The organism is Xylanibacter ruminicola, assembly GCF_900142525.1.
Taxonomy (GTDB): domain Bacteria; phylum Bacteroidota; class Bacteroidia; order Bacteroidales; family Bacteroidaceae; genus Prevotella; species Prevotella ruminicola_A.
The window spans coordinates 23759-48743 of the sequence record NZ_FRBD01000017.1; the positions used below are offsets into that span (position 1 = coordinate 23759).

A 24985-nucleotide genomic window follows, 5' to 3' on the forward strand; every position below is an offset into this window, starting at 1 on the left:
TGCCCTCGGGACGCTGTTGTCATAATAAATAATGATGCCTTACAGCAATTATTAATTGTTATGATTTAAAATCTTATGCCTCTGCGGGAGCCTCCTCAGTAGCCTCGGCCTCAGCCTCAACCTCCTCAGCAACTTCCTCTACTGCGTCAGCAGCAGCCTTCTTGGCATCAGCAGCAGCCTTGATAGCAGCCTCAGCCTCGGCAGCAGCCTGCAGCTCAGCAGCGTTCTCAGCAACTACCTTAACTGGCAACTCAACGATTACCTCCTTGTGGAAGTGTACCAGAGCTACATAATCACCAATGCGCTTAGCATCCTTCATGGTGATGATCTTGCGATCAACCTCCTTACCCAGCTTAGCAAGCTCCTCAGCTACCTGAGCAGCACCTACTGAACCATAGAGCTGGCCAGTAACGCTAACCTTAGCAGCAATCTCGAGGGCAACACCATTAAGCTGAGCAGCCTTCTCCTCAGCAGCAGCCTTCTGGGCAGCCAGCTTGTGAGCCTGCTGCTTCAGGTTCTCTGCGAGAATCTTCTTAGCTGAAGGACTGGCAATAACACCCTTACCCTGAGGGATGAGGTAGTTACGGCCATAGCCTGACTTAACGTTCACGATATCGTTCTTGAATCCCAGACCGATAATATCTTCTTTCAGTATAATTTCCATAATCTTGCGTCCTCCTCTTTAATTACTTCATCAAATCGGTTACGTAAGGCAGCAGTGCGATCTGGCGGGCACGCTTAACGGCCTGAGCCACACGGCGCTGATACTTCAGAGAGGTACCTGTGATACGGCGGGGAAGAATCTTACCCTGCTCGTTCAGGAACTTCTTCAGGAACTCGGGATCCTTGTAGTCGATGTACTTGATACCGCTCTTCTTGAAACGGCAATACTTCTTCTTCTTTGTATCGATAGAAGGAGCTGTCAAATAACGGATTTCACTCTGTTCTGCCATAGTTTAAGCCTCCTCTTTTTTACCAAGCTTTGCACGACGCTTCTCGGCGTACTCAACGGCATGCTTGTCAAGTTTAACAGTCTGGAAACGAATCACCTTCTCGTCACGACGGAAAGCAGTCTCCAATGTCTTAATCACTTCTGGCTCAGCCTTGAACTCTACCAGGCAGTAGAAACCTGTAGACTTCTTCTGAATAGCATAAGCCATCTTCTTCAATCCCCAGGCCTCTTCGTTGATGATTTCTGCACCCTTATCGGTGAGAACCTTCTTGAATTTTGCGGCCGTTTCCTTCATCTGCTCATCAGACAAAACGGGAGTTAAAATGAAAACGGTTTCGTATTGATTCATACTACGTTAAAAAAATAAATTAATTAATTAATGTTTTGCTTAAAGCGGGTGCAAAGGTACAAAGAATAATTGAGAATTGACAATTGGCAATTGACAGTTACCCATTATTTAATGATTTTTAATATTTTTCACCCTTTTTCTGATGTCGAACATGCAAAACTGCACCTAAAACGATGATTATCAGCCCAGTAAGCAGCACCAGATTATAGCGGGTAAAACCTGAAAGATAACTGACAATCAAAAGGAGAGCACCAGCCAAAACCAGTGCTACTCCAAGATATGTATTTATAAGATTCTTCACAATCAGATATTACTCGTCGTCAACCTCAGGGGTGATAAGCTTATAACCCTTACCATGGATGTTAATAATCTCAATCTGTGGATCGTCCTTGAGATGCTTACGCAGCTTAGTGATATAAACATCCATTGAGCGAGCGTTGAAGTAGTTATCGTCGATCCAGATGGTCTTCAGAGCAAAGTCGCGCTGCAGAATCTCGTTAGAGTGGCTGCAGAGCAGAGCCAACAGCTCGTTCTCCTTGGTAGTAAGCTTGGTCTGCTTCTCACCAATCTGGAGCAGCTGCTTCTGGGTGTCGAATGTGAACTGACCCAGACGATATACTGTAGACTCACGGCTCTTCTTGCCCTTAGTACGGCGCAGGATAGCCTCAATACGGAATACCAGCTCCTCCATTGAGAAGGGCTTGGTGATATAGTCATCAGCACCAAGTTTGAAACCTTCGAGGATATCCTCCTTCAGAGTCTTGGCAGTAAGGAAGATGATGGGCACGTCGGTATTGGCTGAACGAATTTCCTGAGCGAGTGTGAATCCATCCTTCTTAGGCATCATCACATCGAGCACACAGATGTCGAATTTTGTCTTGAGGAAAGCCTTGAAGCCAGCCTCACCATCAGCACAGAGTTCTGCAACAAAGCCTTTGGCCTGCAAATACTCACGAAGCAGCATTCCGAGGTTCTCGTCGTCCTCGCAAAGCAAGATTTTCAGTTTGTCGTCGTTCATCATAATTCAAAATGTTTTTGAGTTAATACTATTTTTATTTTTATTAATTTTCGTCTTCTTTCAGCACGGGCAGCGATACAGTGAAAGTGGTACCCTTACCCAGCTCGCTATCGCACTTGATTTCACCATCGTGCAGGTTGATAATCTTCTTGACGTAAGCCAAACCCAGTCCGAAGCCTTTTACATCGTGAACATTACCTGTATGTACACGATAGAACTTTTCGAATATCTTCTTAACGTTCTCCTTCTTGATACCCTGACCTGTGTCGCGGATAGAGAAACAGAGTAGATCGCGCTCGTTCCACGTCTTTATATAAATATCGAGTGGTTCCTCGGGCTTGCGATACTTAACAGCGTTGTCCATCAGATTGGTAATGGCATTCTGGAAGTGAACCTCATCGACAAAGATAGCTGAGTCGACAGCCTCAATCTCAGTATAAATCTTACCACCAGTATGCTCTACACGCAGCGTGAACGACTGGGCGATATTCTCGATCATCTCGTTGAGGTCGAGCTCTTTCTTCTTGAACACAATACTTTTCTTATCAAACATCGACATCTGCAACACCTTCTCAACCAGGAAGCGAAGGCGCTTAGACTCATCGGTGATAACACCACTCAGGTGCTTGGTCATCTGCTCAGACTTAGTGACACTATCATCATTCATCATCTGCGCTGCAAGCGAGATTGATGCGATAGGAGTTTTGAGCTCATGAGTCATATTATTAATAAAGTCGTTCTTAATCTCAGTATAACGCTTCTGACGGAAGATGACCACAATAGTGAACAGGAATGTGAGCAGAAGCACCACAGTGAACACCACAGCAGGAATCATGAAGCGGATACTTGAGAAAATATAAGAGCTCATGTCAGGGAAGTGGATCTTGACAACACCATTCTTTGACGATGGGTCATTCTGGAACAAAGCCTGAGGAAAGAAATATTCCTCGCCTTCGGCCGAGTACTCTGGACAACGGTACACTTCACGACCATCTGATGTTTCAACACGCAGGTGATAAGGAATATTGATGCCATTGTTAAGCAACTCTGTACGTATATCCTGATCAAGGAGCTTGAAGTTAACGCGCTCCTTCAGGGGTTTGTCGCTAGCTGTATAAAGGATTTTATAAACCACCTCATCAAGAAGTGCCTTCTCATAAATATAGCGGTTTCGAACAATCTCCTGAAGCGACTTAGATGCCTCTGCAATAGAATTCTTATCAGTACGCAAAATCATGGCCTTGGGCACATTGGCAGGACGGATGGCAAATGTTTTGAGCTCGAAGCTAGAATATACAGTGCCATCATCGGCTGCAACAGCAAACTGGTGGGAGTGCTTAATGGTTCCATCAATACCATCGACCATCACAGAGTCCTGTTTGAACGCTTTACGCTCGGTTTCTTTCACATCCTTCATCAGATAACGCTGAGTCTCGTTCATCTCAAGATTACGTGATGCCTGATAAAGACTGCGTTTAACACTCTCATCGAACTGCTCCTTCTTCATCTTCACCATCGCATCGATGTATGAAATCTGAAGATAGAGCAGACCTACGAATGAGAGGCCCATTACTATTGCTATTGTCCAAATCGTACTTTTCTTCATATCGTGTGCAAAGATAAGAGATTTCTTAAAACGGAGAATCAAATATGTTAATAATTTATGGCATATTTTATAGAATTAACATATTTGAAGAATATTAGTTTCATATATTTAATTATAGAACAAAAAAAACTCCCCCTAATTAAGAGGGGGAGATAAAGGGGATCTGAGCAAAGGAATGATTAATCCTCATCCTTCATCTCTTCCTCATGCTGCTTGATCAGAGCCTGCTGAATATCGTTAGGCACGAGCTCGTAGCTTGAGAAACTGGTTGTGAACGAAGCACGACCACCAGTAATAGAACTCAGAGCGATAGAATAGCTTGAGAGCTCCTTGAGAGGAATCTTAGCACTCAACTTCTGATAACCAGCCTCGGAATCCATACCCATGATGATGGCACGACGACCCTGCAGATCGCTCATCACATCACCCATGTAATCGCTTGGTACAAGAACCTCAAGATCGTAAATTGGCTCGAGAACCTTTGGACCAGCCTCCTTAAAGGCTGCTGAGAAGGCATTACGTGCAGCCAACATGAATGAAAGTTCGTTAGAGTCAACTGGGTGCATCTTACCATCATAAACGATGACGCGAACGTCGCGGGCATAAGAACCTGTCAATGGGCCTTGCTCCATACGCTCCATTACACCCTTCAGGATAGCAGGCATGAAACGCATATCGATAGCACCACCTACAACAGAGTTGATAAATACCAACTTACCGCCCCACTCGAGGTTGATTTCTTCCTTACCCTTGATGTTCATCTTGAACTCCTGACCATTAATCTTGAAGCTTGTAGGATCAGGCATACCCTCAGTATAAGGCTCGACAATCAGATGCACCTCACCAAACTGACCTGCACCACCTGACTGCTTCTTGTGACGATAGTCGGCGCGTGCCATCTTAGTGATAGTCTCACGATATGGAATCTTTGGTTCGATATACTCAATCTGGATCTTCTCGTTGTTCTCCATACGCCACTTCAAGGTGCGCAGGTGGAACTCTCCCTGACCATGAACAATAATCTGGCGCAACTCCTTAGACTGCTCAACTACCCATGTAGGATCTTCCTGGCGCATCTTGGCCAGAGCAGCCATCATCTTCTCAGTCTCAGCCTCGTTAACAGCCTTGATGGCACGAGAGAACTTAGAGTTAGGATATTTGATGAAGTTGAACTTATTCTCTACATCCTTACCATTAAGGGTGTTGCCAGTCTTAACATCCTTAAGTTTAACGGTACAACCGATATCACCAGCAACAAGCTGATCAACCTGAATACGGTTGGCACCAGCACAAGCATAGATAGTACCAATACGCTCCTTAGAACCGCGATCGGCATTGGTAAGGTCGTCGCCACTCTTAACAACTCCGCTCATTACTTTGAAGTAAGATACCTCGCCAATATGTGGCTCGACACCTGTCTTGAAGAAATAGAGAGACTCAGGACCATTGGCATCAGCAGGAACATCCTGACCAGCAGCATTCTGGATAACAGGCATCTCGCTTACAAATGGTACAACATTACCCAAGAACTCCATAAGACGGCGCACACCCATATCCTTACCTGCACATACGCAGAATACAGGATAGATGCTACGAGTTACAAGCCCCTTACGGATACCCTCGCGCATTTCGTCTTCGCTCAAATCCTCGCTCTCGAAGAACTTCTCCATCAGTGTATCATCGCCAGCGGCAGCAGCTTCAACGAGCTTAGCCTTCCATTCCTTGGCCTTCTCCAACTGGTCAGCAGGGATATCCTCGATGATTGGAGCACCACCTTCAGGCTTCCATGAGTACTTCTTCATCAGGAGCACATCGATAACAGCATTGAATCCAGGGCCTGTAGCAATAGGATACTGAACTGGAACACAGTTAGGACCATAAACCTCCTTAAGCTGGTTTAGGATAGCATCGAAATCGCAATTCTCACGATCGAGCTGGTTAACCAGGAAAATAACTGGCTTATTGAGTTTCTCTGTATTTCGGAAAGCATTCATGGTTCCTACCTCTGGACCATACTGGCCATTGATAAGGATAACAGCCTGATCAGTAACGTTCATAGCGGTGATTGAACCACCTACGAAGTCGTCAGATCCTGGGCAGTCGATGATATTGAGCTTTTTGTTGTTCCACTCAACGTGGAATACAGTAGAAAACACCGAATAGCCATACTCCTGCTCAACAGGGAAATAATCGCTAACGGTGTTCTTTTGCTCTACAGAGCCACGACGCTTGATAATACCTGCTTCAAAAAGCATACTTTCGGCAAGAGTAGTCTTGCCGCTACCCGCACTGCCAATGAGTGCAATGTTTTTAATCTCGTTAGTCTGATATACCTTCATATTTTTTGGTTTTTAGGTGAATATTCGATATCGGGCACTAAATTAGGCATTTTTTGAGAAAACACCAAAAGTTTCTTTTATTTTTTAAACTAAATTTGTAATTTTGTACCCAAAATGGCAGGATTATACATTCATATTCCGTTTTGTAGCAGCCGATGTGTGTATTGCGGCTTCTATTCGACAACGGGGCTGGAGCTCCGCGAGAGGTACACTGATGCTATAATTAGTGAACTCAAGATGAGGGCTACAAGCGAAAATATCAGCACCATTTATCTAGGAGGTGGAACTCCATCGCAGTTAAGCATCAAACAACTTGAAAGTATCCTTACGACCATATATATATATAATAAGGTGGAAGGCACGTCAGAAGTAACCATAGAAGTAAACCCTGACGATATCAACCTAGAATTTGCAAAGTCACTTTACGCAATGGGCATAAACCGCGTCAGCATGGGGGTACAGACTTTCAGCAACGAACGATTGAGATTTCTACATCGTAGGCATAATACTTCGCAGGTACCTCATGCTGTGGAGACACTGTTCAAAGCCGGCTTCAGGAACATCAGCATCGACCTGATGTATGGATTCCCAGAGCAGACGCTAGACGAGTGGAAAGCAGATATCGACAAGGCATTAGAACTGGATGTTGAGCATATTTCAACTTACTGCTTGATGTATGAAGAGGGTACCCCACTCTATAGATTGCTGGAACAAGGCAAGGTGAAGGAAATAGACGAAGAGTTGGAACGAAAGATGTACTACACGCTGATAGAGCGCTTAGAATCAGCAGGATACGAGCATTATGAGATATCCAACTTTGCCCAAAAAGGCTATCGCAGCAGGCATAATAGCAACTATTGGAAAGGCATTCCATATATCGGAATAGGTGCAGCAGCCCACTCATACGACATAAGAACCCGCAGTTGGAATGTAGCAAACATACGCAAGTATATAGAAGCCATGGAACGTGGAGAACGACCTTATGAAGAAGAGATCATTGATGACAACACACGTTATAACGACACCGTTACTGTGGCCTTGAGAACAAAAGAGGGACTAGACCTTACTATCCTACCCGATAATCAGCACCAATACTGTATAGCCAACGCCAAACGCCACATTGAGGCCAACCTGCTAAAATTGGAAAACAATCATCTGGCGCTAACAAAAGAAGGTTTGTTTGTTAGCGATATGGTTATGAGTGATCTGATGATTGTTTAATGTCTGAACCTCTTTATTGCAAAGTAATAATAGGCTATTAATAACGGATAACCTATATAATATAAGGTGGTTATACTGAATACCGTATATAACACAGCACATACGGCAGCCAAACCTATAAGATAAAGAATTGCCTCGCCAAGTGGCAACATACGTGATACATCGTCAGTTGTAGCAATAGCAACAATGATAAGAGCCCAAACAGACGACACGAAAACACCAAGCCAGAAAGGCAACGCAAAAGGATTGAGTGAAGGATGATAATAGAAATGTCGCCATGTCTCTGGACCAAACAACTGAATACTACTATAAAGCACTGCAGATGAGGCAATGAGCAAGCACAAAGCAGTAGGATAAAATGACTTGATATCATTGAAATGCACAATCTTACAGCCCTTGCGCATCAATAAACGAAGACCATAAGCAGCTCCTGTAAGCACGCAGAATGCTAAGAATACCAGAAGATGGGTATTAGAGAATGTATCGATAAACTGACTGATGGGATCATCTGGTGACACCTTAGACAAAAGTTCATTCTCGTGAACCCAACCAAAGGTTAGTTGGTCGCGCGCCACCTTTACCCATATTGAATCGATAGTATCTGAGGGAACGGTCTTAATATCAGCCACTACTACATGCTCATGACGACGGATTGTGATGGAATCCTTCTTTTTCTCCTCGCCAATAGATTCAAGTTCTATGCTCACGACCTCAGGCACAGACATATCCTCAGGCTGTTGGGCCACAACAACAAGCGAATCGCCTGTAACTACGAAATTATAGTTCTGGGTGTAGTGATGAGTAGTATAGAACGATATTGAATCGAGCTGCTGCTCAGTAAGATCCCATGCATCAGGAGTGATGGGACCGCGATTGTAGCAGCCACATAGCAAAACCGAAACAAACAGAATACTAACGAGTCGACGCATAGACATTCATCTGACAGTGTTTACAATCAAACTCAAGTTGGAAACGGCGACCATCGCCCAATACCAGAGAAAGTGGTTCGCGCCATGTGGGGCGTTTTCCACCACGCTTTACACAGTAGCCAAGGCTATATCGTAAGCAATGACGACACTGCATAATAGGACCATCACCACCTTTAAGCTCATAGGCAGATAATTGATCAGTGCCATAGAAGACTGCACTTTGGTGGTTAGAGATATTATTTTGGTAGCTGAGTTCTTTTACGCCTGAATTAACACCTACCTTAGCCTTTTTAACCTCGCGACTAGAATCAGCAAGCTTCTCGACCAACCGCCTACGCATATCGGATAGCTGGCTATTAGGAATGAAGTAATTAAAGTCTTCAGGCACATTAACCTCAGTACACTCGTAAATGGTATCACCAAGCTTAGAAAGCTGACGAACAAGATTCTCACGAGGAGATTTCTGCGCTAACTGATGTTCTGCTGCGATATGCAAAGTGGTATTATTAGCGCTCAATTCAAAGCCATCATCTACAGCTCGCAAATCTATGCTGATAGGAATCTTTCGAGTAGCACTAGATTTCGACAAGATACGCTCGAACTCCTGATCATTATTACGATACAATGCCATTCCTGGACGCAATCCTTCTGGCATCTTGAAAGGATAAATGCGATTACCAACTACACGATTTGCACGAAATCCTTCGAACTGGCGATCAGCATTCAAGAAACACAACCCATCACCATTAGTAAAGCTAGCAGTACCTGCGACATTAAACGAATCGTGACGAATCTCCTTAACCTTACCCACAAATTCGCCTACAGCCTTAGGAGTATCAAAAGAAGCAATATCTGGCTGGCGGCCATTAACAAAATAGGTAGTGTATCCACGATTAAAAGTGCGGCTGAGATTCGGAGTGAAAGCATATTCGCATCGCCCCCTAGAAGCACGACAATATTCATCAGAATGTTTGCGGATAAAGGCATTAAGACGCTCGCTATAAGCAGCTGTAACATTTTTAACGTATGCCACATCCTTGAGTCGGCCCTCAATCTTAAACGATACAGCTCCAGCGTCAATAAGTTTCTCCAGATTATCACTCTGATTCATATCTTTGAGCGAGAGCAGATAACGTTCATGCTCTATCTCAGCGCCATCAGCATCGACAAGTGAGAAGCGCATACGACAGAACTGAGCACATTCACCACGATTGGCACTACGCTGAAAACAGTTCTGGGATGCATAACAAATGCCTGAATAGCTTACACACAAGGCTCCATGAACGAACACCTCAAGCTCGATACCAGGCACCTCACGATGAATCTCAGTTATTTCTTCAGCAGACAACTCTCGTGCCAAAACCGCTCTCGAGAAACCTAATTGCTTCAACCAACGCACCTTATCAGCTGTACGATTGTCAGTCTGCGTGGAAGCATGAATCTCGAATGGTTTGCCATCCATAAATTGCAGCAAGCCCATATCCTGCACCAATATGGCATCGACACCAATCTCTGCCAATTGATCAATCAACTTACGAACATCATCAAGTTCAGCATCATAAACAATAGTGTTCAGCGTTACATATATCTTAACGCCAAAAGGATGAGCATATTCGCACAACTGACGGATATCATCAACACTATTGCCCACTGCAGCACGGGCTCCGAATTTTGGTGCTCCAATATATACGGCATCAGCACCATGATCAATGGCAGCAATACCACAAGCCAGATTCTTGGCGGGAGCTAATAGTTCTAAAGGAGTCACTAGACCTATTTGATTTCGTCAATATTATACGGAGTTTCCTGATAAACGTAATAGTTTATCCAGTTGGAATACAACAGATTGGCATGTGCACGCCAAGTTACAAGTGGCTCATTATCTGGATTATCATCGCGATAATAGTTCTTGGGCATGTCTACATCATCACGTACTCCCTTATCACGTTTATACTCATTATCAAGTGTATTTGGCGCATACTCCAAATGGCCAGTAATAAAGAACTCACGTCCACCACGAGCCATCACCATACTTACACCACTCTCCTTAGATTCAGCTAGAAGAGTAAGTTCTGGATTGGCTAAGACATCCTCACGATGAATCTCGGTATGACGACTATGAGGCATCATAAACACATCGTCGAACCCACGGAATATGGGCAGATGCGTTACCACCTGAGTTTGTGGGAAGATGCCAAACATCTTCTTTTTGAGCGGATACTTAGGCACACCATAGTGATAATAGAGTCCAGCCTGTGCAGCCCAACAGATGAACAGTGTACTTGTTACATGGTTTTTTGCCCAATCAAAAATGTCAGTAATCTCATCCCAATAAGTTACATCCTCAAACTCCATCGTTTCAACAGGAGCACCTGTAATAATCATGCCATCGAACTTCTCGTTTCGCATAGACTCGAAGTCACGATAAAACATCATCATATGCTCGATTGGAGTATTTTTGGGAGTATGACTCTTAAGTTTCATAAAATTGATTTCCATCTGCAATGGAGTATTCGACAGCAATCTAACCAAATCTGTCTCTGTAGTAATCTTAAGAGGCATCAGGTTAAGAATAACTATCTTAAGCGGACGGATATCCTGAGTAGTGGCCCGCGAGTTATCCATAACAAAGATATTCTCGTTCTTGAGAATATCGATGGCGGGCAGTCTGTCTGGTAATCTTAAAGGCATTTCTTATATTTCCTATCTTTTAAAACTGCAACACACAACACGATACGTTGTCTAAACCTCCTGCTGCCACAGCGGCATCGCAGAGATTGTTTGCATCAGAACCATTTGTAAGTAATGTGGTAAGGATATGGTCAGGCAGCATGTCAGTAAGACCATCGCTGCATAACATGTAAACGTCGCCTGCCTTAACATCAGCAGTAATCTTAACTATATCAATGAAAGATGTAGAACATCCGCCTCCAATACAGTTGGTAATGATGTTCGAGTGTTGAGATGAACCCAGCATATTGCTAAGCGAATGATCGGAAGTGAGTTGGGTAAGCTCACCATCGCGGAAACGATACAGACGACTATCACCACAGTTAAGCGAATAGAATTCGCCCTCATAGAAGGCCAATCCAACTAAAGTGGTACCCATTCCCTTGTACTGTTCATCACTACGTCCCTTTGACGCTACGATATTGTTAATAGAATCCAACCACCCTACCATCATCTCGTTGATACCACCAGGATTCAGTCCCGTTGGCAAATCATGGAAGAAGAACTGAAGATTGTGCAACGCATCACTACTAGCCACATCACCACGATTATGGCCACCCATGCCATCTGCAACGGCTACAAGATAGCGATCGCTATTAGTCAAATCTACTCGTGTTTTAAAGCCATCATTTCTCACAAAATGGTTTCCAACAAGTACCATGTCTTCGTTCTGACTACGTACGCAGCCCACCTTACTGGCAGAAGTTATGTGTATTGTTATCATTTTATCTAAGTAATACTAAACTATCTTATTATAACTTGGAGGTTTATGTTGGCAATAGTGAGCACATCACCATTGTTCAACGACATTTCGACATCAGGCTGAATTGGGCGCTGGTTGACTCGTGTACCATTCGACGAATGTTTATCAATAACACACCAACCTGAATCGGGTTTGTACTTTAACTGGGCATGAACACCCGATACATAAGAATGCTGTTCGAAGAACTGGATATACGGTCCCTTACGGCGACCGATAATAGCTCCGTTCATAGCAACGATTCGTATATTGAGGCTTTCATTAGCTAATGTCAGTACTGGTAGTCCTCCACGAGAAGGACCTGCCTGAGAAATAGAGATGCTTGGTCCCATAGACACGCTCGACGAAACGTTAGATACACTAACGCTGACGTTCGCATCTGGTTGCTTTTCAACAGCTTTCTCATGTCGCGAAACCATCAAGCCGCCACAACGTGTGCAACGCCTTCCTAGTCCCACATGACCGCACTGCTTACAGAAAAGCAACTCCTGCCCACATTGGTCACAGAAATGGGAATCGTCTTCTATTCCTTCTTTACATGCTGGACAAATAATCATCTTTCTTTAAATATCTTCTGGTAGTATAATCTGATATGTTTCCTTCGTAACCTGATCAGGCGGCAGCATAGATACACGCTGTGACAACTTCTGGATGGTAGAATCGAGCAGGTTGCGCATCTCGCGAGCATTGCCCCAAGAGTCGCTCTTGGCAAGCACCATCTTGTAAATCTTATCGAGTGCCTTGAGCTCAGACTCAGGCGACAGCTTGTACTGCTCCTTTTTAGCCATGTGCTTGTAGATGGCAAGCAGCTCGTCAGGATCGTAGTCGTCAATGTGTAATTTATGAGTGAATCTGCTGGCAAGTCCTGCATTCATCATCAGGAACTCTTCCATCTTATCCTTATAACCTGCGGCTATCACTACAAACTTACCACGATCGTCTTCCATTCGCTTCATCAGAGTGTCGATGGCTTCCTTACCGTACATATCGCCACCATCGCTCAGCGTATAGGCTTCATCGATAAACAAGATACCACCCATCGCCTTATCGCACATGCTGTTAACGATCTTTGGCGTCTCACCCATATACTTTCCTACAAGTGTAGCACGGCTTGCCTCGATGACACGCGATGTTGGCAGGATGTCCATTGCCTGGAGTATCTCACCCATCTTGCGTGCTATCGATGTCTTACCTGTTCCAGGGTTACCAGTAAGGATAAAGTTCATAGCCATTTGCTGAACATTACCAGCCCCCATTGCAGCACGCTGCTTCATGAACATGCTCTGTACAGCCAAACGGCGGATGGAATCCTTGACACTGCGCATGCCAATGAACTCTTCGAGTTCGTTGAGTACCACATCGAGTGGACGCGCAGCCTCGCCCTGCGACAATGGCAGATCGTCCTTGGTAAGTGCATACATATCGGCCTCTTGGAATCCTGGATTTGTCATCTCCTTTACAAGGCGCTGACTCTGACGCTCAACAGCCTCGTTGAAAATGCGACGTGCCTCACGAGCATTACCAAAGTTCTTGTCGCGACGCAGATAGAGCTGTTCGAACAACCTATGGATAGCAGCCTTAGTATCCTCGTCGACAGTAAAGTTCTTACCAGCAGCAAGATTCAAGAAAATCTCTGTCAACTCGTCTGGTGTATAGTCGTCGAAGTGAATAGTTTGTGTGAATCGACTCTTCAAACCTGGGTTTGAATCGATAAAGTCGTGCATGTTGTCAGTATATCCAGCAACAATACAAATGAACTTACCACGATCGTCTTCCAAACGTTTCAACAAGGTGTCGATTGCTTCTGCCCCGAACGTATCGCCATCACTCGACTTAAGTGTGTATGCCTCATCGATAAACAGCACACCACCAAGAGCTTGATCAACTAATTGGTTGGTCTTAATCGCAGTCTGACCAGAGAATCCAGCCACCAACTTAGAACGGTCGGCTTCAACAAGCTGTCCTCTTGCTACAACACCAAGTGTCTTGAAAATGTCAGCCATGATTCTGGCGACAGTTGTTTTACCAGTACCAGGATTACCTGTAAATACATAATGCTTGCCTTGGAAGGTATCGGTTTCGCCACGAGCAATCTGCAGATTGAGGAATGCAGTGAGGTTCGAGATTTCCTTCTTGACACCAGAAAGTCCAACAAGTCCGTCGAGTTTCTTCAGACAGTCTGTAGCACTTACAGTCTGTGGTGCATCGTATGGGATATCCTCCTGAACAATGGTCATCAACTCCTCGTTGCTCATCATAGAGATGTTTACACCCTGCAGACGTTGAGCCTGTTTCTTACAAATCTGATCGAAGAGTGTACGCATGGTACGACCATTTGCGAAATCCTTGTCACGCGAGTCGTACATCTCCTTAATCATCTTCTGAGTGATAATCTCTGCTTCTGGCGAGAAGATATATTTCTTCTGCTTGGCAAATACCTGCATAATCTGGTACAACTGCTCAGGCGAGTAGTCCTTGATATCGAGGAAATAGTTGAAACGACTGCGGAAGCCTGGGTTAACACGGAACAGGTTCTCCATTTCAGTGCGATAACCTGCAGCAATCACAATAAACTGTCCGCGATCATCCTCCATACGCTTCATCAGTTTTTCCAAAGCCTGTGCACCTTGGGCATCTCTATCGCCAGAAGCACTTACAGGAGCTAGCGTATATGCCTCGTCGACAAACAAGATTCCACCCTTTGCCTTATCGCAGAGTGCATCAACCACCTTAGGCGTTTCGCCTTGATACTGACTCACCATCTTGGCACGATCCACTTCTACTACATGACCGCTATCCAAATATCCGATTGCGGCTAATATCTCACCTAATTTACGAGCGATGGTAGTTTTACCAGTACCTGGATTACCTGTAAGGATGATGTGCATAGACATCTTCTCCTGCTCGCCAAGCCCGCGTTCTGCACGCTGCATAGCATTCTGTACCGAGTAGGCCATCTCTTTAACGGCAGCCTTAACCTCATCCATACCAATATATGTATCCAGATCTTTAAGAATATCCTCAACAGAGCGTTCCTCAGGAACATATCCCTTGATGTCGCCAATCTCTACCCTTGTGGCATTTGCACCACGACTGATATACTGGGTAAATATATCCTCTGCAGTTTTGTTGGCTAGATGTGCGTTTCCAAAGGTCTCGTCCTTTATCTTTACCTGATACTTGAAGAAACGTGACAGTTGACTTTCTGCCTCAGGAGAGAATTCAGTAATACCATACTTGAAACGCAAATCCATCTTACATATCTCAGTAAGTTCCTGATAACCAGGAGTTGTCATGCGGAACGTATACTTGAATCGGTTGGCTACAGCCGGGTTACTCTCTAAGAAGTCTTCCAATCCCTTCGTCAATCCTGATATGATTACGATAGGGTTGTCTTCCCACTTATCCATCTCGACAAACAGTTTATCGAGTGGGTTAACCTGATTAGAATACTTATCTGGTAATAGCTTCTGCACATTGTCGAAGAACAATATACCATTCTTTGCCTTCTTGATATTATCATCCCACTTGTCGACAAATCGCTGGTAATCTACTGCATCTACCATCGTCAGCTTTGGCTTTTCAATAATCTTGTGCTGGTAGAAGTAATCGCGCAGAATCTCGGCCAATGCAGTTTTACCCGTACCCGTTTCACCAATCACAATGGCGTTTACTGATATACGGGCATTAGAGATATCCTTGCGAGAACGCAGAAACGTATAGGTATCGACAATGGTTTTGAGCTGGTTCTTCACTTCATCTAGTCCAACCAGTTTATCAAGCAGATCAGTGCTTGCAAGTGGTTGACCGCACCACTTGCAGAACTTTGCTATGCTTCTGTTTTCTTTATGACAATTCTGACAAACCATTTTATGTTATGCGTCTCTATCTAAATTCTTAATTATGTTAGCTGGTGCTTCCTTCATGTGACTGTTTGGATTACTGATATTCAACATTTTGGGGCTGAACAACACGAATGATATCACGAATACAAGCATAAGCAAACTCCACAGTACGTAGTGTAGAACACTCTCACCACTAATTGAGCGCACCTGATCAGTAACATCGTTCAACAATCCGAACTTAGACCCCTTGAACTTATAAGACCTAGCCTTGAAGGTATAGAACAGCGGCTCTATAAGATTCGACTTGACATCGTTTTCCAGAACCTCCGATATCAATCTGCTATCGGCTTTTTCGTCGCCTCTGAAGTCGGTAAGGTGACAAACCAGCATGTATATTAACGTTATTACTACAACTGCCACATTAAACAGTGTGGGATGCGATGCTCCTATATATTTTAATATTATAATAGGTATAAAGCATGTAAATGCACCAACCAGCCCCCAGAAGAAGGAGAACATGAAGTCATAACCCTTAAAGAACGAACGTGTGGCCACAATTAATCCAGTCATACCTCCCAAAGGTATTCCGATACTGATAAACGTATGACTAAGTATGTAGGCAGGATTGGTTACTCCAAATATAATAACAAATACCAGCCATATACCACTTAAGGCATAGAATGCCATACGCCACAGATTTTCCTTAGCTTTAGCCCTCTGCCAACTGTCCTTAACATGCTTAACACGCTTCTGGGTTTCATCTCTGGCATCAATAAAGCGCTTATAGTATCGCTGCGATGGATCAATCTTTCCCATTGCCATCAACCAGTCTTCAACAGCATGCTCGTACGAATACTCCTGAGCAAAGTCGGCATTGGGATCTTCATGATAAAATGCAGCCATCCATTGAGCTAATGACCCACTACGCATCTCGTTGCGGAATTGCTGCATCTTCTTGCTCTGCAGATTTCGTCCATCAGCATATTCAATACCATCAGGCATAGTGTAGGTTGGTGTAACGCCCAAAATTCTACAGAATCTGTAAACTGCAGTCTTTGCATCGTAGGCACCAAGGCGCTCTTTATTCTCATCACTCTTGAAGTCGAAACAACGTTGATGCTCGTTATACATCTCAGTCCACCCATGCAACTGAGCATAATATGCAAATCGACCATCAAGTTCGAGCATATCCCTCATCTCCTCCTCAAACTCCTTGTCGCTTAGATTCTGAGCTTTATGCAGTCGAGCGTTAAGCAATTCACCCACCTGCATTGGAGTAAAGGCATTGGCTAGATCGTAGGCTGAATCACGATTCAGGTTATACAACACCTTATAGGCTAAATTAGTTGAGTAAGGCTGCCCGTTAATCATAATCCTAAGACTCTCACAAGCCATCAGATCCTCATGACTATACATCCATGCCAACAGTCGACCATCAGTAAGACTGTGCCACTCATCTTCAGTAATATCTTCGTTACTGAAAGCACTTACTATTTCGTTGATGGTCGAAGATGGATGCTTGGTCATAAATGGTATCTCTGGGTCTACCTCGAGCACAATCTTCATGATGGCCACCCTGACCTCATCCTTATTGGTACGATCTATCCCTTTAAAATAAGAACGTAGACGCTCTACATCACAACTTGTGTGGGTCTCGACATAGAGATAGAATGGATCGTTTTCGTTATTAAGTGTAAGTGCATATTCATCCTGATTACTCAACAACGATATACAGATACTATGAATATCATCACATAGAGATCCTCTAAGATCCTTATATGGATATGTAGGTTCCATAGCATATACCGACGCCATCAGTCCTGCCCTCTGATCAATCGGATAACGCTTAGTAATAATATCCTTAACAATGGTACTAAGCTTGCTATTTCCACAAGCCTCGAGCCATTGGGTTATACGTCCATTATACAGATAACCTATTGCAACCTTCTCGTTGGCCAACAAAAGCGGAATCAACTCGTGTATATTATCAGCTACAAGATTTCGTTCCGGGTCAACAATAAAGCTCTTATATTTAAGGAATGGTGATGACAGGTCTACCTTAGGACTCTCGCCAAGGAACCACTGCTCTACCTGCTCGTATCCCCAGCGGTTTATTGGGTTTACAACCGTCAAACCCATCACCAGCAGTTTTATACGCTCTGGCAGCTCATTCATGTGTGGAATACGTCCTTCGTTCTTCTGACGCATCATCACTCGTTCATTGGTACTCATAGGTGATTCACCTAACCAGAGTGTCATCAGACTAATACCCAACGAATAAAAATCAGCCTTTGGCGAAATCTCTACCACACCGTCGATTACGTCAGAATACATCTCAGGAGCAGCATAAATTGGTGTACGAGCCTGAGTAGTCTTGTGGGCCTTACCATCGTCCTCTATCATACTCGAGATACCAAAGTCGCCCAGTACAAGTTCTGTATGTTCCCTATCACGGAAGAAAAAGTTTCCAGGCTTGATATCTTTGTGCAGAATGCGCATCTGATGACAATATGCCAAAGCAGCAGCTCCTTGCAGAGCAATACGACGGAACTTGTCCATATCCCCCTCAAGTTTATATTCTGCCATCGATCCTCCGTGCAGATATTCCATCAACTCATAATAGCGATGCTTTCCGTCAACATATGTCTTACCATAGTCGAAGACCTTAACAACCATCTCGAAGTCGAAATTCAGCACAGTTTGCAGAATATCTCTGTTTACATCGAAGTTGGGGTAATAGATTTTAAGCACATACTCCTGCTTGTCTTTTTCAACCAGGAACACCTGCGCCTCACCCGTATTCTCACTTAGAATCTGAACTCGCTTATAGTTCTGCCCCTTCAATACAAATATATTCTCATCGACCTCGTTACGCTGCTGCTTAAGTTTATTAGCTCTTTGAGTATTGCTAGCTGAAGAGATAATCGAGATGTTAATGTTTGGACGAACCTTTGCCTGTCCTTGAAGTTGTGCTGCACGTTTGGTTCCTCCTTCTGATTGTGGTGGAGGAGCTACAGATGACGCAGAAGTTGCTGGAGTTATAGGCTGATTAAATCCTGCAGCACGAACCGTTCCACTAGGATTGCCTCCCCCAGCACCCACAATCTCTATAACGGGTTTGGGTGCAGACATTTTTGGAGCCTCATGTTTTGGTGCTACAGGCTCTTCTATTGGCATCTGAGGCATCTGTGGAACGCGGATTGTGCCATCCAACGATTTATTTGCCGACGGTTTTTCGTTCATCGACATATCTACCATTGGCATTGCTGCACGAATGGTTCCATCCAATGGTTTATCTGGCTCTTCGTTTTGGGGAGAAGCCATAGGGACAGGATCGAAGTTTGTTGCACGTACAGTTTTGTCTATACTAACCTCTTCGTTCTCGTTTACCGTATTATGTGGAGTTCGAACCGTACTCATTAGATATCGTCTTTAATTTCTTTTCTAGTACCCTTACCAAGAATAATCCATTTTCCACCCATTTGCGGTTTAGCGCATCCGCAAGGACTTGAGTGTAACGCATGTTTAAAGTTGCATTCCCAAGCCAATCTAACGCCCTGAGGCTTGCAGGCCATAGCATAATTACGAACCTGGGCTGGTTTGGGTTGTGGTTGCTGCGCCATTTGGTCAAGCAGACGCGACAACATATCCATGCGCTCCTGTTTCTTCCTATCATACTCTTCTTTGCTCATAACCTTATGCTCCGTAAGATTGGCATCAACACGATCCAATCCACGATCTTGAGCTAGCAACATCAACACCCTCTGTCGCAACTCCTGACTCTTACGGTCTCTTTCCTTGTCTTTCTCGTTTACATAAGGAATCTTCTGCTCCAGTTGTTGCAACTCGTCTGCAATTTTCTGCATCTGCTTGAATTCTGGCATCTCCAGAATCTTCTCTCTCAGTTGGCGAGCTTCTTCTGTAAGAGGCGTGCCGCACTGCTTACAAAAAGAGAAATCATTCAAGGTTCTGCAGACAGGACAAACGATACCTCCTCTAGGACTACCACATTCTGGACAGAATGCCTCAGTTCCAGTAAGGTAGGCACCACAGAATGAGCAAACATCTTTTCGGATATAATGCCGACAGCTCTCGCAAAAATCTGCATCTGCATCAACTTCAGCTCCACAATTAGGACATGTAGTCATTCCTATAGCATTACCACATGTTGCACAGAACAACGCATCAGGTTCATTTAACGCACCACAGTGGGGACAAGCCACTCCGTTTGCTGCATTCATCTGCATTGCCTGCTGATACTGAGGTTGTTGCACAGGGCGCTCACGATAAAGTGGATCGCGCTGTAAAGGTTCTGAACCGCGTGAGGTTCGATCGGGGTTTAGTGTAATATCGTTCATCTCTTGTTGGAATTTTAACTTAAGTTAGGTGCAAAGATAAAGAAAAAAATCAATTCAACAAAAAAAACCGCCGTAAATTTACATTTACGACGGGAAAATATGTATTTTTTTGATTTAGATTACCACAAATCGAGACGTTCCTTCTTAGGAATGAACATCTTGTCACCCTCTTTCACGCCAAACGCTTCATACCAAGCATCAATGTGAGGCAGAGCTCCATTAACGCGCCAACGTCCCAATGAGTGAGGATCGCTCTTTGTGCGATTACGTATTTCAGCTTCGGTGATATTACCAGCCCAAACACCTGCATACGCATGGAAGAAACGCTGATCGGCAGTCAACCCATCCTTATTGCCAAGTTTATTGTATTTAGTAGCATTCTTATATGCTGTCCATGCAACCTGCAAACCACCATGATCGGCAAGGTTCTCACCCAGAGTCAATCGACCATTAGCCTTAAGATCGGGCAATACATTAATATTCGAGAAAAACTCTGCATATCTATCAGTCCTTTCTGTAAAGTTATTTCCGTCAGACAAAGTCCACCAATCGTGCATATTACCATCCTTATCAAAACGGCGTCCCTGATCATCAAATCCATGCGTCATCTCGTGACCGATAACCACTCCGATGGCGCCATAGTTAAACGCGTCGTCTGCACTCATATCAAAGAATGGATACTGCAGAATACCTGCTGGGAAACATATTTCATTAGTAGTGGGATTATAATAAGCATTAACCGTCTGTGGATTCATGTGCCAATCATCACGATCCACAGGCTTGCCTACAGTATGCTCAATACGCCAAGCGTTCCAGAACTTAGAGCATTCCTCCATATTTTCGTAATAAGATTTGGCAGGATCGATATTCAATTTTGACATATCAGTCCACTTGTCAGGATATCCCACCTTTACATAGAAAGTATTCAATTTCAGCAAAGCGTTAACCTTAGTAGAATCGTCCATCCAACTCTGTGCGGCAATACGCTCGCCTAATGCAATCTGGAGATTCTTAACAAGCGTAAGCATGCGTTGCTTAGCTGCTTCAGGGAAGTACTTCTCAGCATATATCTTACCTAAAGCTTCTCCCATAACGCGTTCAACCTGACTAGTGCTACGCTTCCACAAAGGATGATTCTCCTTACGACCAGAACGAATTCGACCGTTAAAATCAAAACTCTCAGCTGCTGTTGCGTCACTAAGGTAGTTTGCAGCACCAGATATTACGCCCCACTCCATCACGTCACGATACTCAGCGGACTTAATGCTGCCAACCAGTTTATTGGCACCAACCAAGAAGTCTGGCTGACCTACAACCATTTCTTGAATATATTTAGTGTCAATGCCCTTAGCATTCATCACCTTTACAAGCGGCAGATTAGGATACTTCGCCTCAAATTCCTTCAAAGTCATCTTATTATAGTTAGCCTCTGGATCACGCAATTCTGTACGACTCTTGCTTACCTTAGCCAACTCTGTTTCCACCCTCATGATATTCTGCATCTTCTTTGTAGCAGCGCTCTTACTGAACCCAAAGAGCTGGAACATCTTTACAACATGCTTCTTAAAAGCTTCTCTAATATCAGCAGTAGCCTTATCGTTATCAAGATAGTATTCCTTCTGACCCAAAGAAAGACCACCTTGATATACGCTCAGAATATTCTGTGTTGCATTCTTTTCATCTGCACCAAAACCTGCATAAAAGAACTCCTGCTCTCCATAAGGAGCCTGTTCTAATTGAATAGCAAGCAACTGCTTGTTAGTTTTGGCAGCCTCCAAACGTTTAATCAAAGGCATCACTGGCGCAACCCCTTCTTTATTTCTACGAGTTGAGTCCATTGCCAGTTTGTACAGATCACTAAGTTTCTGCTCGATGGTTCCTTTTGCATAGGTATTGCTTTGCAACTCGCTCAAGATACCATTAATTCGCTTGTCATTAGTTTCCTGCAAACGATCAAAACTACCATAACGCGAATAAGCAGCAGGTAGCGGATTGTTCTTCATCCAACCACCACAAGCGTACTCGTAGAAGTCGTCGCCGGGACGTACACTCTTGTTCATGTCGGACTGATGTAAGCCCGAGCCTAGTTCTGTTTGCGCTGTAGCCATCATAGATATTGATGCCATAGCCACAATTGTTAATAATTTCTTCATTTTTTAAAAACCTAGTTATTCTTTAATTTTGCTTGATATGATTCTAATGCTTCGCAAGCTTGTTCCCAGCGATCCACCTCGCAGTCCAACTCAAACTTAACGTCGGTATATAGGGTCACTAGCTCCATGTTGGCGGCATTTTCGGGCTTCATCAGCTCCTCGTCCAACTCCTTCAGCCTAGCCTCCAATTTCTCTACAGCAGCTTCCCTTTCTTTTACATAATGCTCGTATTTGCTTATCTTTCTTTGCACCGCCTTGCGCTCCTCGTAACTCAACGCCTTTTTCAGCGGTTCTTGCGGAATATCTACAGAGTCCATGTTGCCGGTAGCAACGGGTGAGCCCGATGCAGAAGCCGAAACAACGGGATTGGCAGGTGATGCTGCAGCTGCGGACTTGACGCCTAGCTGATCAAGGTCGTTAATCTTTTTGGCACGCAAGAAGTCATATATACCACCTAAGTGCTCACGAACCTTTCCGCCACCAAACTCATATACCTTAGATACGAGTCCATCTAGGAACTCACGATCGTGACTTACAATAATGGCAGTTCCGTCAAACGCCTTAATAGCCTCTTTCAATACATCCTTTGATGGCATATCCAAGTGGTTGGTAGGCTCGTCAAGTATCAGCAGATTCACAGGTTCCAACAGCAACCGTATCATAGCCAGACGACTACGTTCTCCACCGCTCAACACCTTTACCTTCTTATCACTCTCCTCGCCTCCGAACATAAAGGCGCCCAGAATATCGTTAATCTTCAGTCGTATCTCACCTTTAGCTACATAGTCTATCGTCTGATATACGGTCAGATTTTCATCAAGCAATTGTGCCTGATTCTGGGCAAAATAGCCTATCTGAATATTATGGCCAACCTTCAATTCGCCTGTAAATGGAATCTCCCCCATAATACACTTCACGAGAGTCGATTTACCCTCACCATTTTTTCCCACAAAGGCTACTTTCTCACCACGTTTTATGGTCAGAGTAACATGGTCAAAAACAGTATGGTCACCATAATCCTTACGTACTTCATCGCAGATTATTGGGTAATCACCACTTCGCAAACAAGGAGGAAACTTCAAGTGCATAGCCGAGTTGTCCACATCGTCTACCTCTATTGGTACAATCTTCTCCAACTGTTTTATCTTTTGCTGAACCTGTACAGCTTTGGTCGCCTGATAACGAAAACGTTCTATAAATGCCTTCATATCAGCAACTTCCTTTTGTTGATTCTCGTAAGCCCTCAACTGTTGTTCACGTCGTTCCTTACGCAGTACTACATATTCATTGTACTTAACCTTATAATCGATAACCTTGCCGCACGATATCTCAAGCGTACGATTAGAAACATTATTTATAAATGCACGATCGTGACTTACCAACACTACTGCACTCGAACTTTGCGCTAGGAATTGTTCTAACCACTGTATAGATTCTATGTCCAGATGGTTTGTTGGCTCATCAAGCAACAATACGTCAGGCTTTTGCAACAGGATCTTTGCCAATTCTATACGCATGCGCCATCCACCCGAAAACTCGCTCGTGGGGCGCTCAAAGTCGGTGCGTTCAAATCCAAGACCAGTCAGCGTACGTTCTATCTCGGCCTCATAGTTCTCAGCCCCCATCATCATATATTGCTCATGCTCGGTGGTATACTTCTCAATAAGTGCCAAATAGCTCTCACTCTCGTAGTCTGTTCGTTCGGCAAGCTCCTGATTCATTCTGTCCAGTCTTTCCTTCATCCGCTTATTATCAGCAAAGGCTTTTTGTGCTTCCTCTCTAACAGTTGTGTCATCTTGCAATATCATCACCTGTGGCAGATACCCAATTTTTGTATCGTTGGGCACACTAATATTTCCTGCTGTAGGCTTCTGTTGTCCACACAGGATCTTCAACATGGTACTCTTACCAGCACCATTTTTACCAACCAAGGCAATACGATCCTTGTCGTTGATAACGAAACTAGCATCATCAAACAGGGGTTTTATACCAAATTCTACTTTCAGTCCTTCTACCGATATCATCGTTTATCTACGTATTTATAATTTTTGAACTGCTCTTTAGGAAATCTCAGCATCTCGTCTGTAATACCACCCGAACTAAAATTGCTGATTCTAATGGTAGTCCATATAAATGCAACTTTTATCCTTACACTTATGGGATGATAGGTATTACGTTCAATAAGCGCGTGTATCTCCTTCATTCCTTTACGTCCCTTTATTAGTCTCATTGTCACCATAAGCCCACCATCAGTCTGAGCAATGCTATATGTATAGTTGTCGGGCTCAAACTTAAACTTCTGTGAATACTTGTCCGACTTATTATTCTTGGCATTGTGTATCTCTACCTCGTGTTTCTTTTTCTTCACAGTGTACACAATCTGTCCATCATTCCACGAGTTCATTTTGGCATCCTCAAACTTACTTTTTTTGCCTTTATACCAAATAGTGCCGTGGGTTTTATATAGACCTGTAATGTTTACATCATAGTGCAACGTAGCACCCTGTTCTCCAAATACCTGCTGATAGGCAGAATTAAATATGCGGCGTGCCTGTCGGCTGTTGGCTGTTTCCTGAGCTTGCATAGTGCACAGAGCATTTATCAGCACCATTAACACCAAAATTATCCTATTTCTCATTATCTTTTCATTTTCGGAGTGCAAAAATACACATTTCTCACGATTTATTACTATTTTTGCACACAAATTAACGTAATTACTACTTAT

The 24985-nt window shown here is 43.9% G+C and carries 19 protein-coding genes; 1 reads left to right on the forward strand and 18 read right to left on the reverse strand.

Annotated features, from left to right (window positions below; translation table 11 throughout):
- Positions 1 to 73: 73 nt before the first annotated feature.
- The 7 genes from rplI to BUB86_RS11410 all read right to left on the reverse strand — a co-directional run bounded on the left by rplI (position 74) and on the right by BUB86_RS11410 (position 6264).
- Positions 74 to 664 carry a 50S ribosomal protein L9 gene (gene rplI / locus BUB86_RS11380; protein WP_073209597.1) on the reverse strand — a complete coding sequence of 197 codons (591 nt, stop codon included), beginning with the start codon at positions 662 to 664 and terminating at the stop codon, positions 74 to 76.
- A 22-nt stretch (positions 665 to 686) separates the two neighbouring features.
- On the reverse strand, positions 687 to 953 hold the full coding sequence (gene rpsR, locus BUB86_RS11385; RefSeq protein ID WP_013064765.1) for a 30S ribosomal protein S18: 267 nt from the start codon (positions 951 to 953) through the stop codon (positions 687 to 689).
- A 3-nt stretch (positions 954 to 956) separates the two neighbouring features.
- A complete protein-coding gene (gene rpsF / locus BUB86_RS11390) occupies positions 957 to 1301 on the reverse strand; it encodes a 30S ribosomal protein S6 (protein ID WP_028912420.1) in 345 nt (114 codons plus the stop codon).
- Between the two features lie 118 nt (positions 1302 to 1419).
- Positions 1420 to 1602: a hypothetical protein gene (locus BUB86_RS17265; RefSeq protein ID WP_073209599.1), complete on the reverse strand. Its 183-nt coding sequence runs from the start codon at positions 1600 to 1602 to the stop codon at positions 1420 to 1422.
- Between the two features lie 9 nt (positions 1603 to 1611).
- The gene (locus tag BUB86_RS11400) at positions 1612 to 2319 is read right to left on the reverse strand and encodes a response regulator transcription factor (RefSeq protein WP_073209779.1); all 708 of its coding nucleotides are present in this window, start codon (positions 2317 to 2319) and stop codon (positions 1612 to 1614) included.
- A 43-nt stretch (positions 2320 to 2362) separates the two neighbouring features.
- Positions 2363 to 3925: a sensor histidine kinase gene (locus BUB86_RS11405; RefSeq protein ID WP_073209601.1), complete on the reverse strand. Its 1563-nt coding sequence runs from the start codon at positions 3923 to 3925 to the stop codon at positions 2363 to 2365.
- A gap of 179 nt (positions 3926 to 4104) precedes the next feature.
- On the reverse strand, positions 4105 to 6264 hold the full coding sequence (locus tag BUB86_RS11410; protein ID WP_073209603.1) for an elongation factor G: 2160 nt from the start codon (positions 6262 to 6264) through the stop codon (positions 4105 to 4107).
- Between the two features lie 114 nt (positions 6265 to 6378).
- On the opposite strand from BUB86_RS11410, the gene hemW reads away from it, so the two are divergent.
- Entirely contained in the window at positions 6379 to 7485 is a 1107-nt protein-coding gene (gene hemW / locus BUB86_RS11415) for a radical SAM family heme chaperone HemW (protein ID WP_073209605.1), read from the forward strand.
- Here the strand turns inward: hemW and BUB86_RS11420 are convergent.
- From BUB86_RS11420 to BUB86_RS11470, 11 genes are all read right to left on the reverse strand, one after another.
- The gene (locus tag BUB86_RS11420) at positions 7482 to 8414 is read right to left on the reverse strand and encodes a beta-carotene 15,15'-monooxygenase (RefSeq protein WP_073209607.1); all 933 of its coding nucleotides are present in this window, start codon (positions 8412 to 8414) and stop codon (positions 7482 to 7484) included. The two genes, hemW and BUB86_RS11420, sit on opposite strands and share 4 nt — an antisense overlap.
- Positions 8398 to 10182, reverse strand: coding sequence for a peptidase U32 family protein (locus BUB86_RS11425; protein ID WP_073209609.1), 1785 nt, complete (start codon positions 10180 to 10182; stop codon positions 8398 to 8400). The genes BUB86_RS11420 and BUB86_RS11425 overlap by 17 nt, the downstream gene beginning before the upstream one ends.
- Before the next feature lie 5 nt (positions 10183 to 10187).
- Entirely contained in the window at positions 10188 to 11105 is a 918-nt protein-coding gene (gene metA, locus BUB86_RS11430) for a homoserine O-succinyltransferase (protein WP_073209611.1), read from the reverse strand.
- A 19-nt stretch (positions 11106 to 11124) separates the two neighbouring features.
- Positions 11125 to 11868, reverse strand: coding sequence for a PP2C family protein-serine/threonine phosphatase (locus BUB86_RS11435; RefSeq protein ID WP_073209613.1), 744 nt, complete (start codon positions 11866 to 11868; stop codon positions 11125 to 11127).
- Positions 11869 to 11888: 20 nt separating this feature from the next.
- The gene (locus BUB86_RS11440; protein WP_081373225.1) at positions 11889 to 12461 is read right to left on the reverse strand and encodes an FHA domain-containing protein; all 573 of its coding nucleotides are present in this window, start codon (positions 12459 to 12461) and stop codon (positions 11889 to 11891) included.
- A 6-nt stretch (positions 12462 to 12467) separates the two neighbouring features.
- Positions 12468 to 15773, reverse strand: a complete 3306-nt coding sequence (locus tag BUB86_RS11445; RefSeq protein WP_073209618.1) for an AAA family ATPase — start codon at positions 15771 to 15773, stop codon at positions 12468 to 12470.
- A 6-nt stretch (positions 15774 to 15779) separates the two neighbouring features.
- Positions 15780 to 19169 (reverse strand): serine/threonine protein kinase, encoded by a 3390-nt coding sequence (locus tag BUB86_RS11450; protein WP_073209620.1) that lies wholly within the window; start codon positions 19167 to 19169, stop codon positions 15780 to 15782.
- Positions 19169 to 20107 (reverse strand): zinc ribbon domain-containing protein, encoded by a 939-nt coding sequence (locus BUB86_RS11455; protein ID WP_073209622.1) that lies wholly within the window; start codon positions 20105 to 20107, stop codon positions 19169 to 19171. Before BUB86_RS11455 ends, BUB86_RS11450 begins: the two co-directional genes overlap by 1 nt.
- Positions 20108 to 20226: 119 nt before the next feature.
- Complete coding sequence (locus BUB86_RS11460) at positions 20227 to 22260, reverse strand: M13 family metallopeptidase (protein WP_073209624.1); 2034 nt, start codon at positions 22258 to 22260, stop codon at positions 20227 to 20229.
- An 11-nt stretch (positions 22261 to 22271) separates the two neighbouring features.
- The gene (abc-f, locus tag BUB86_RS11465; RefSeq protein WP_073209626.1) at positions 22272 to 24284 is read right to left on the reverse strand and encodes a ribosomal protection-like ABC-F family protein; all 2013 of its coding nucleotides are present in this window, start codon (positions 24282 to 24284) and stop codon (positions 22272 to 22274) included.
- Entirely contained in the window at positions 24281 to 24898 is a 618-nt protein-coding gene (locus BUB86_RS11470) for a LolA-like putative outer membrane lipoprotein chaperone (protein ID WP_175549490.1), read from the reverse strand. The genes abc-f and BUB86_RS11470 overlap by 4 nt, the downstream gene beginning before the upstream one ends.
- Positions 24899 to 24985 lie beyond the last annotated feature (87 nt).

Excerpts from the sequence above, each read along its gene's own strand:
- BUB86_RS11460 (WP_073209624.1), bottom strand. The coding sequence starts at position 22,260 with ATGAAGAAATTATTAACAATTGTGGCTATGGCATCAATATCTATGATG.
- rplI (WP_073209597.1), bottom strand. The coding sequence starts at position 664 with ATGGAAATTATACTGAAAGAAGATATTATCGGTCTGGGATTCAAGAAC.
- metA (WP_073209611.1), bottom strand. The coding sequence starts at position 11,105 with ATGCCTTTAAGATTACCAGACAGACTGCCCGCCATCGATATTCTCAAG.
- hemW (WP_073209605.1), top strand. The coding sequence starts at position 6,379 with ATGGCAGGATTATACATTCATATTCCGTTTTGTAGCAGCCGATGTGTG.
- BUB86_RS11470 (WP_175549490.1), bottom strand. The coding sequence starts at position 24,898 with ATGAGAAATAGGATAATTTTGGTGTTAATGGTGCTGATAAATGCTCTG.
- rpsF (WP_028912420.1), bottom strand. The coding sequence starts at position 1,301 with ATGAATCAATACGAAACCGTTTTCATTTTAACTCCCGTTTTGTCTGAT.
- BUB86_RS11440 (WP_081373225.1), bottom strand. The coding sequence starts at position 12,461 with ATGATTATTTGTCCAGCATGTAAAGAAGGAATAGAAGACGATTCCCAT.
- BUB86_RS11420 (WP_073209607.1), bottom strand. The coding sequence starts at position 8,414 with ATGCGTCGACTCGTTAGTATTCTGTTTGTTTCGGTTTTGCTATGTGGC.
- BUB86_RS11405 (WP_073209601.1), bottom strand. The coding sequence starts at position 3,925 with ATGAAGAAAAGTACGATTTGGACAATAGCAATAGTAATGGGCCTCTCA.
- BUB86_RS11450 (WP_073209620.1), bottom strand. The coding sequence starts at position 19,169 with ATGAGTACGGTTCGAACTCCACATAATACGGTAAACGAGAACGAAGAG.
- BUB86_RS11435 (WP_073209613.1), bottom strand. The coding sequence starts at position 11,868 with ATGATAACAATACACATAACTTCTGCCAGTAAGGTGGGCTGCGTACGT.
- BUB86_RS11400 (WP_073209779.1), bottom strand. The coding sequence starts at position 2,319 with ATGAACGACGACAAACTGAAAATCTTGCTTTGCGAGGACGACGAGAAC.
- BUB86_RS11445 (WP_073209618.1), bottom strand. The coding sequence starts at position 15,773 with ATGGTTTGTCAGAATTGTCATAAAGAAAACAGAAGCATAGCAAAGTTC.
- rpsR (WP_013064765.1), bottom strand. The coding sequence starts at position 953 with ATGGCAGAACAGAGTGAAATCCGTTATTTGACAGCTCCTTCTATCGAT.
- BUB86_RS11410 (WP_073209603.1), bottom strand. The coding sequence starts at position 6,264 with ATGAAGGTATATCAGACTAACGAGATTAAAAACATTGCACTCATTGGC.
- BUB86_RS11455 (WP_073209622.1), bottom strand. The coding sequence starts at position 20,107 with ATGAACGATATTACACTAAACCCCGATCGAACCTCACGCGGTTCAGAA.
- abc-f (WP_073209626.1), bottom strand. The coding sequence starts at position 24,284 with ATGATATCGGTAGAAGGACTGAAAGTAGAATTTGGTATAAAACCCCTG.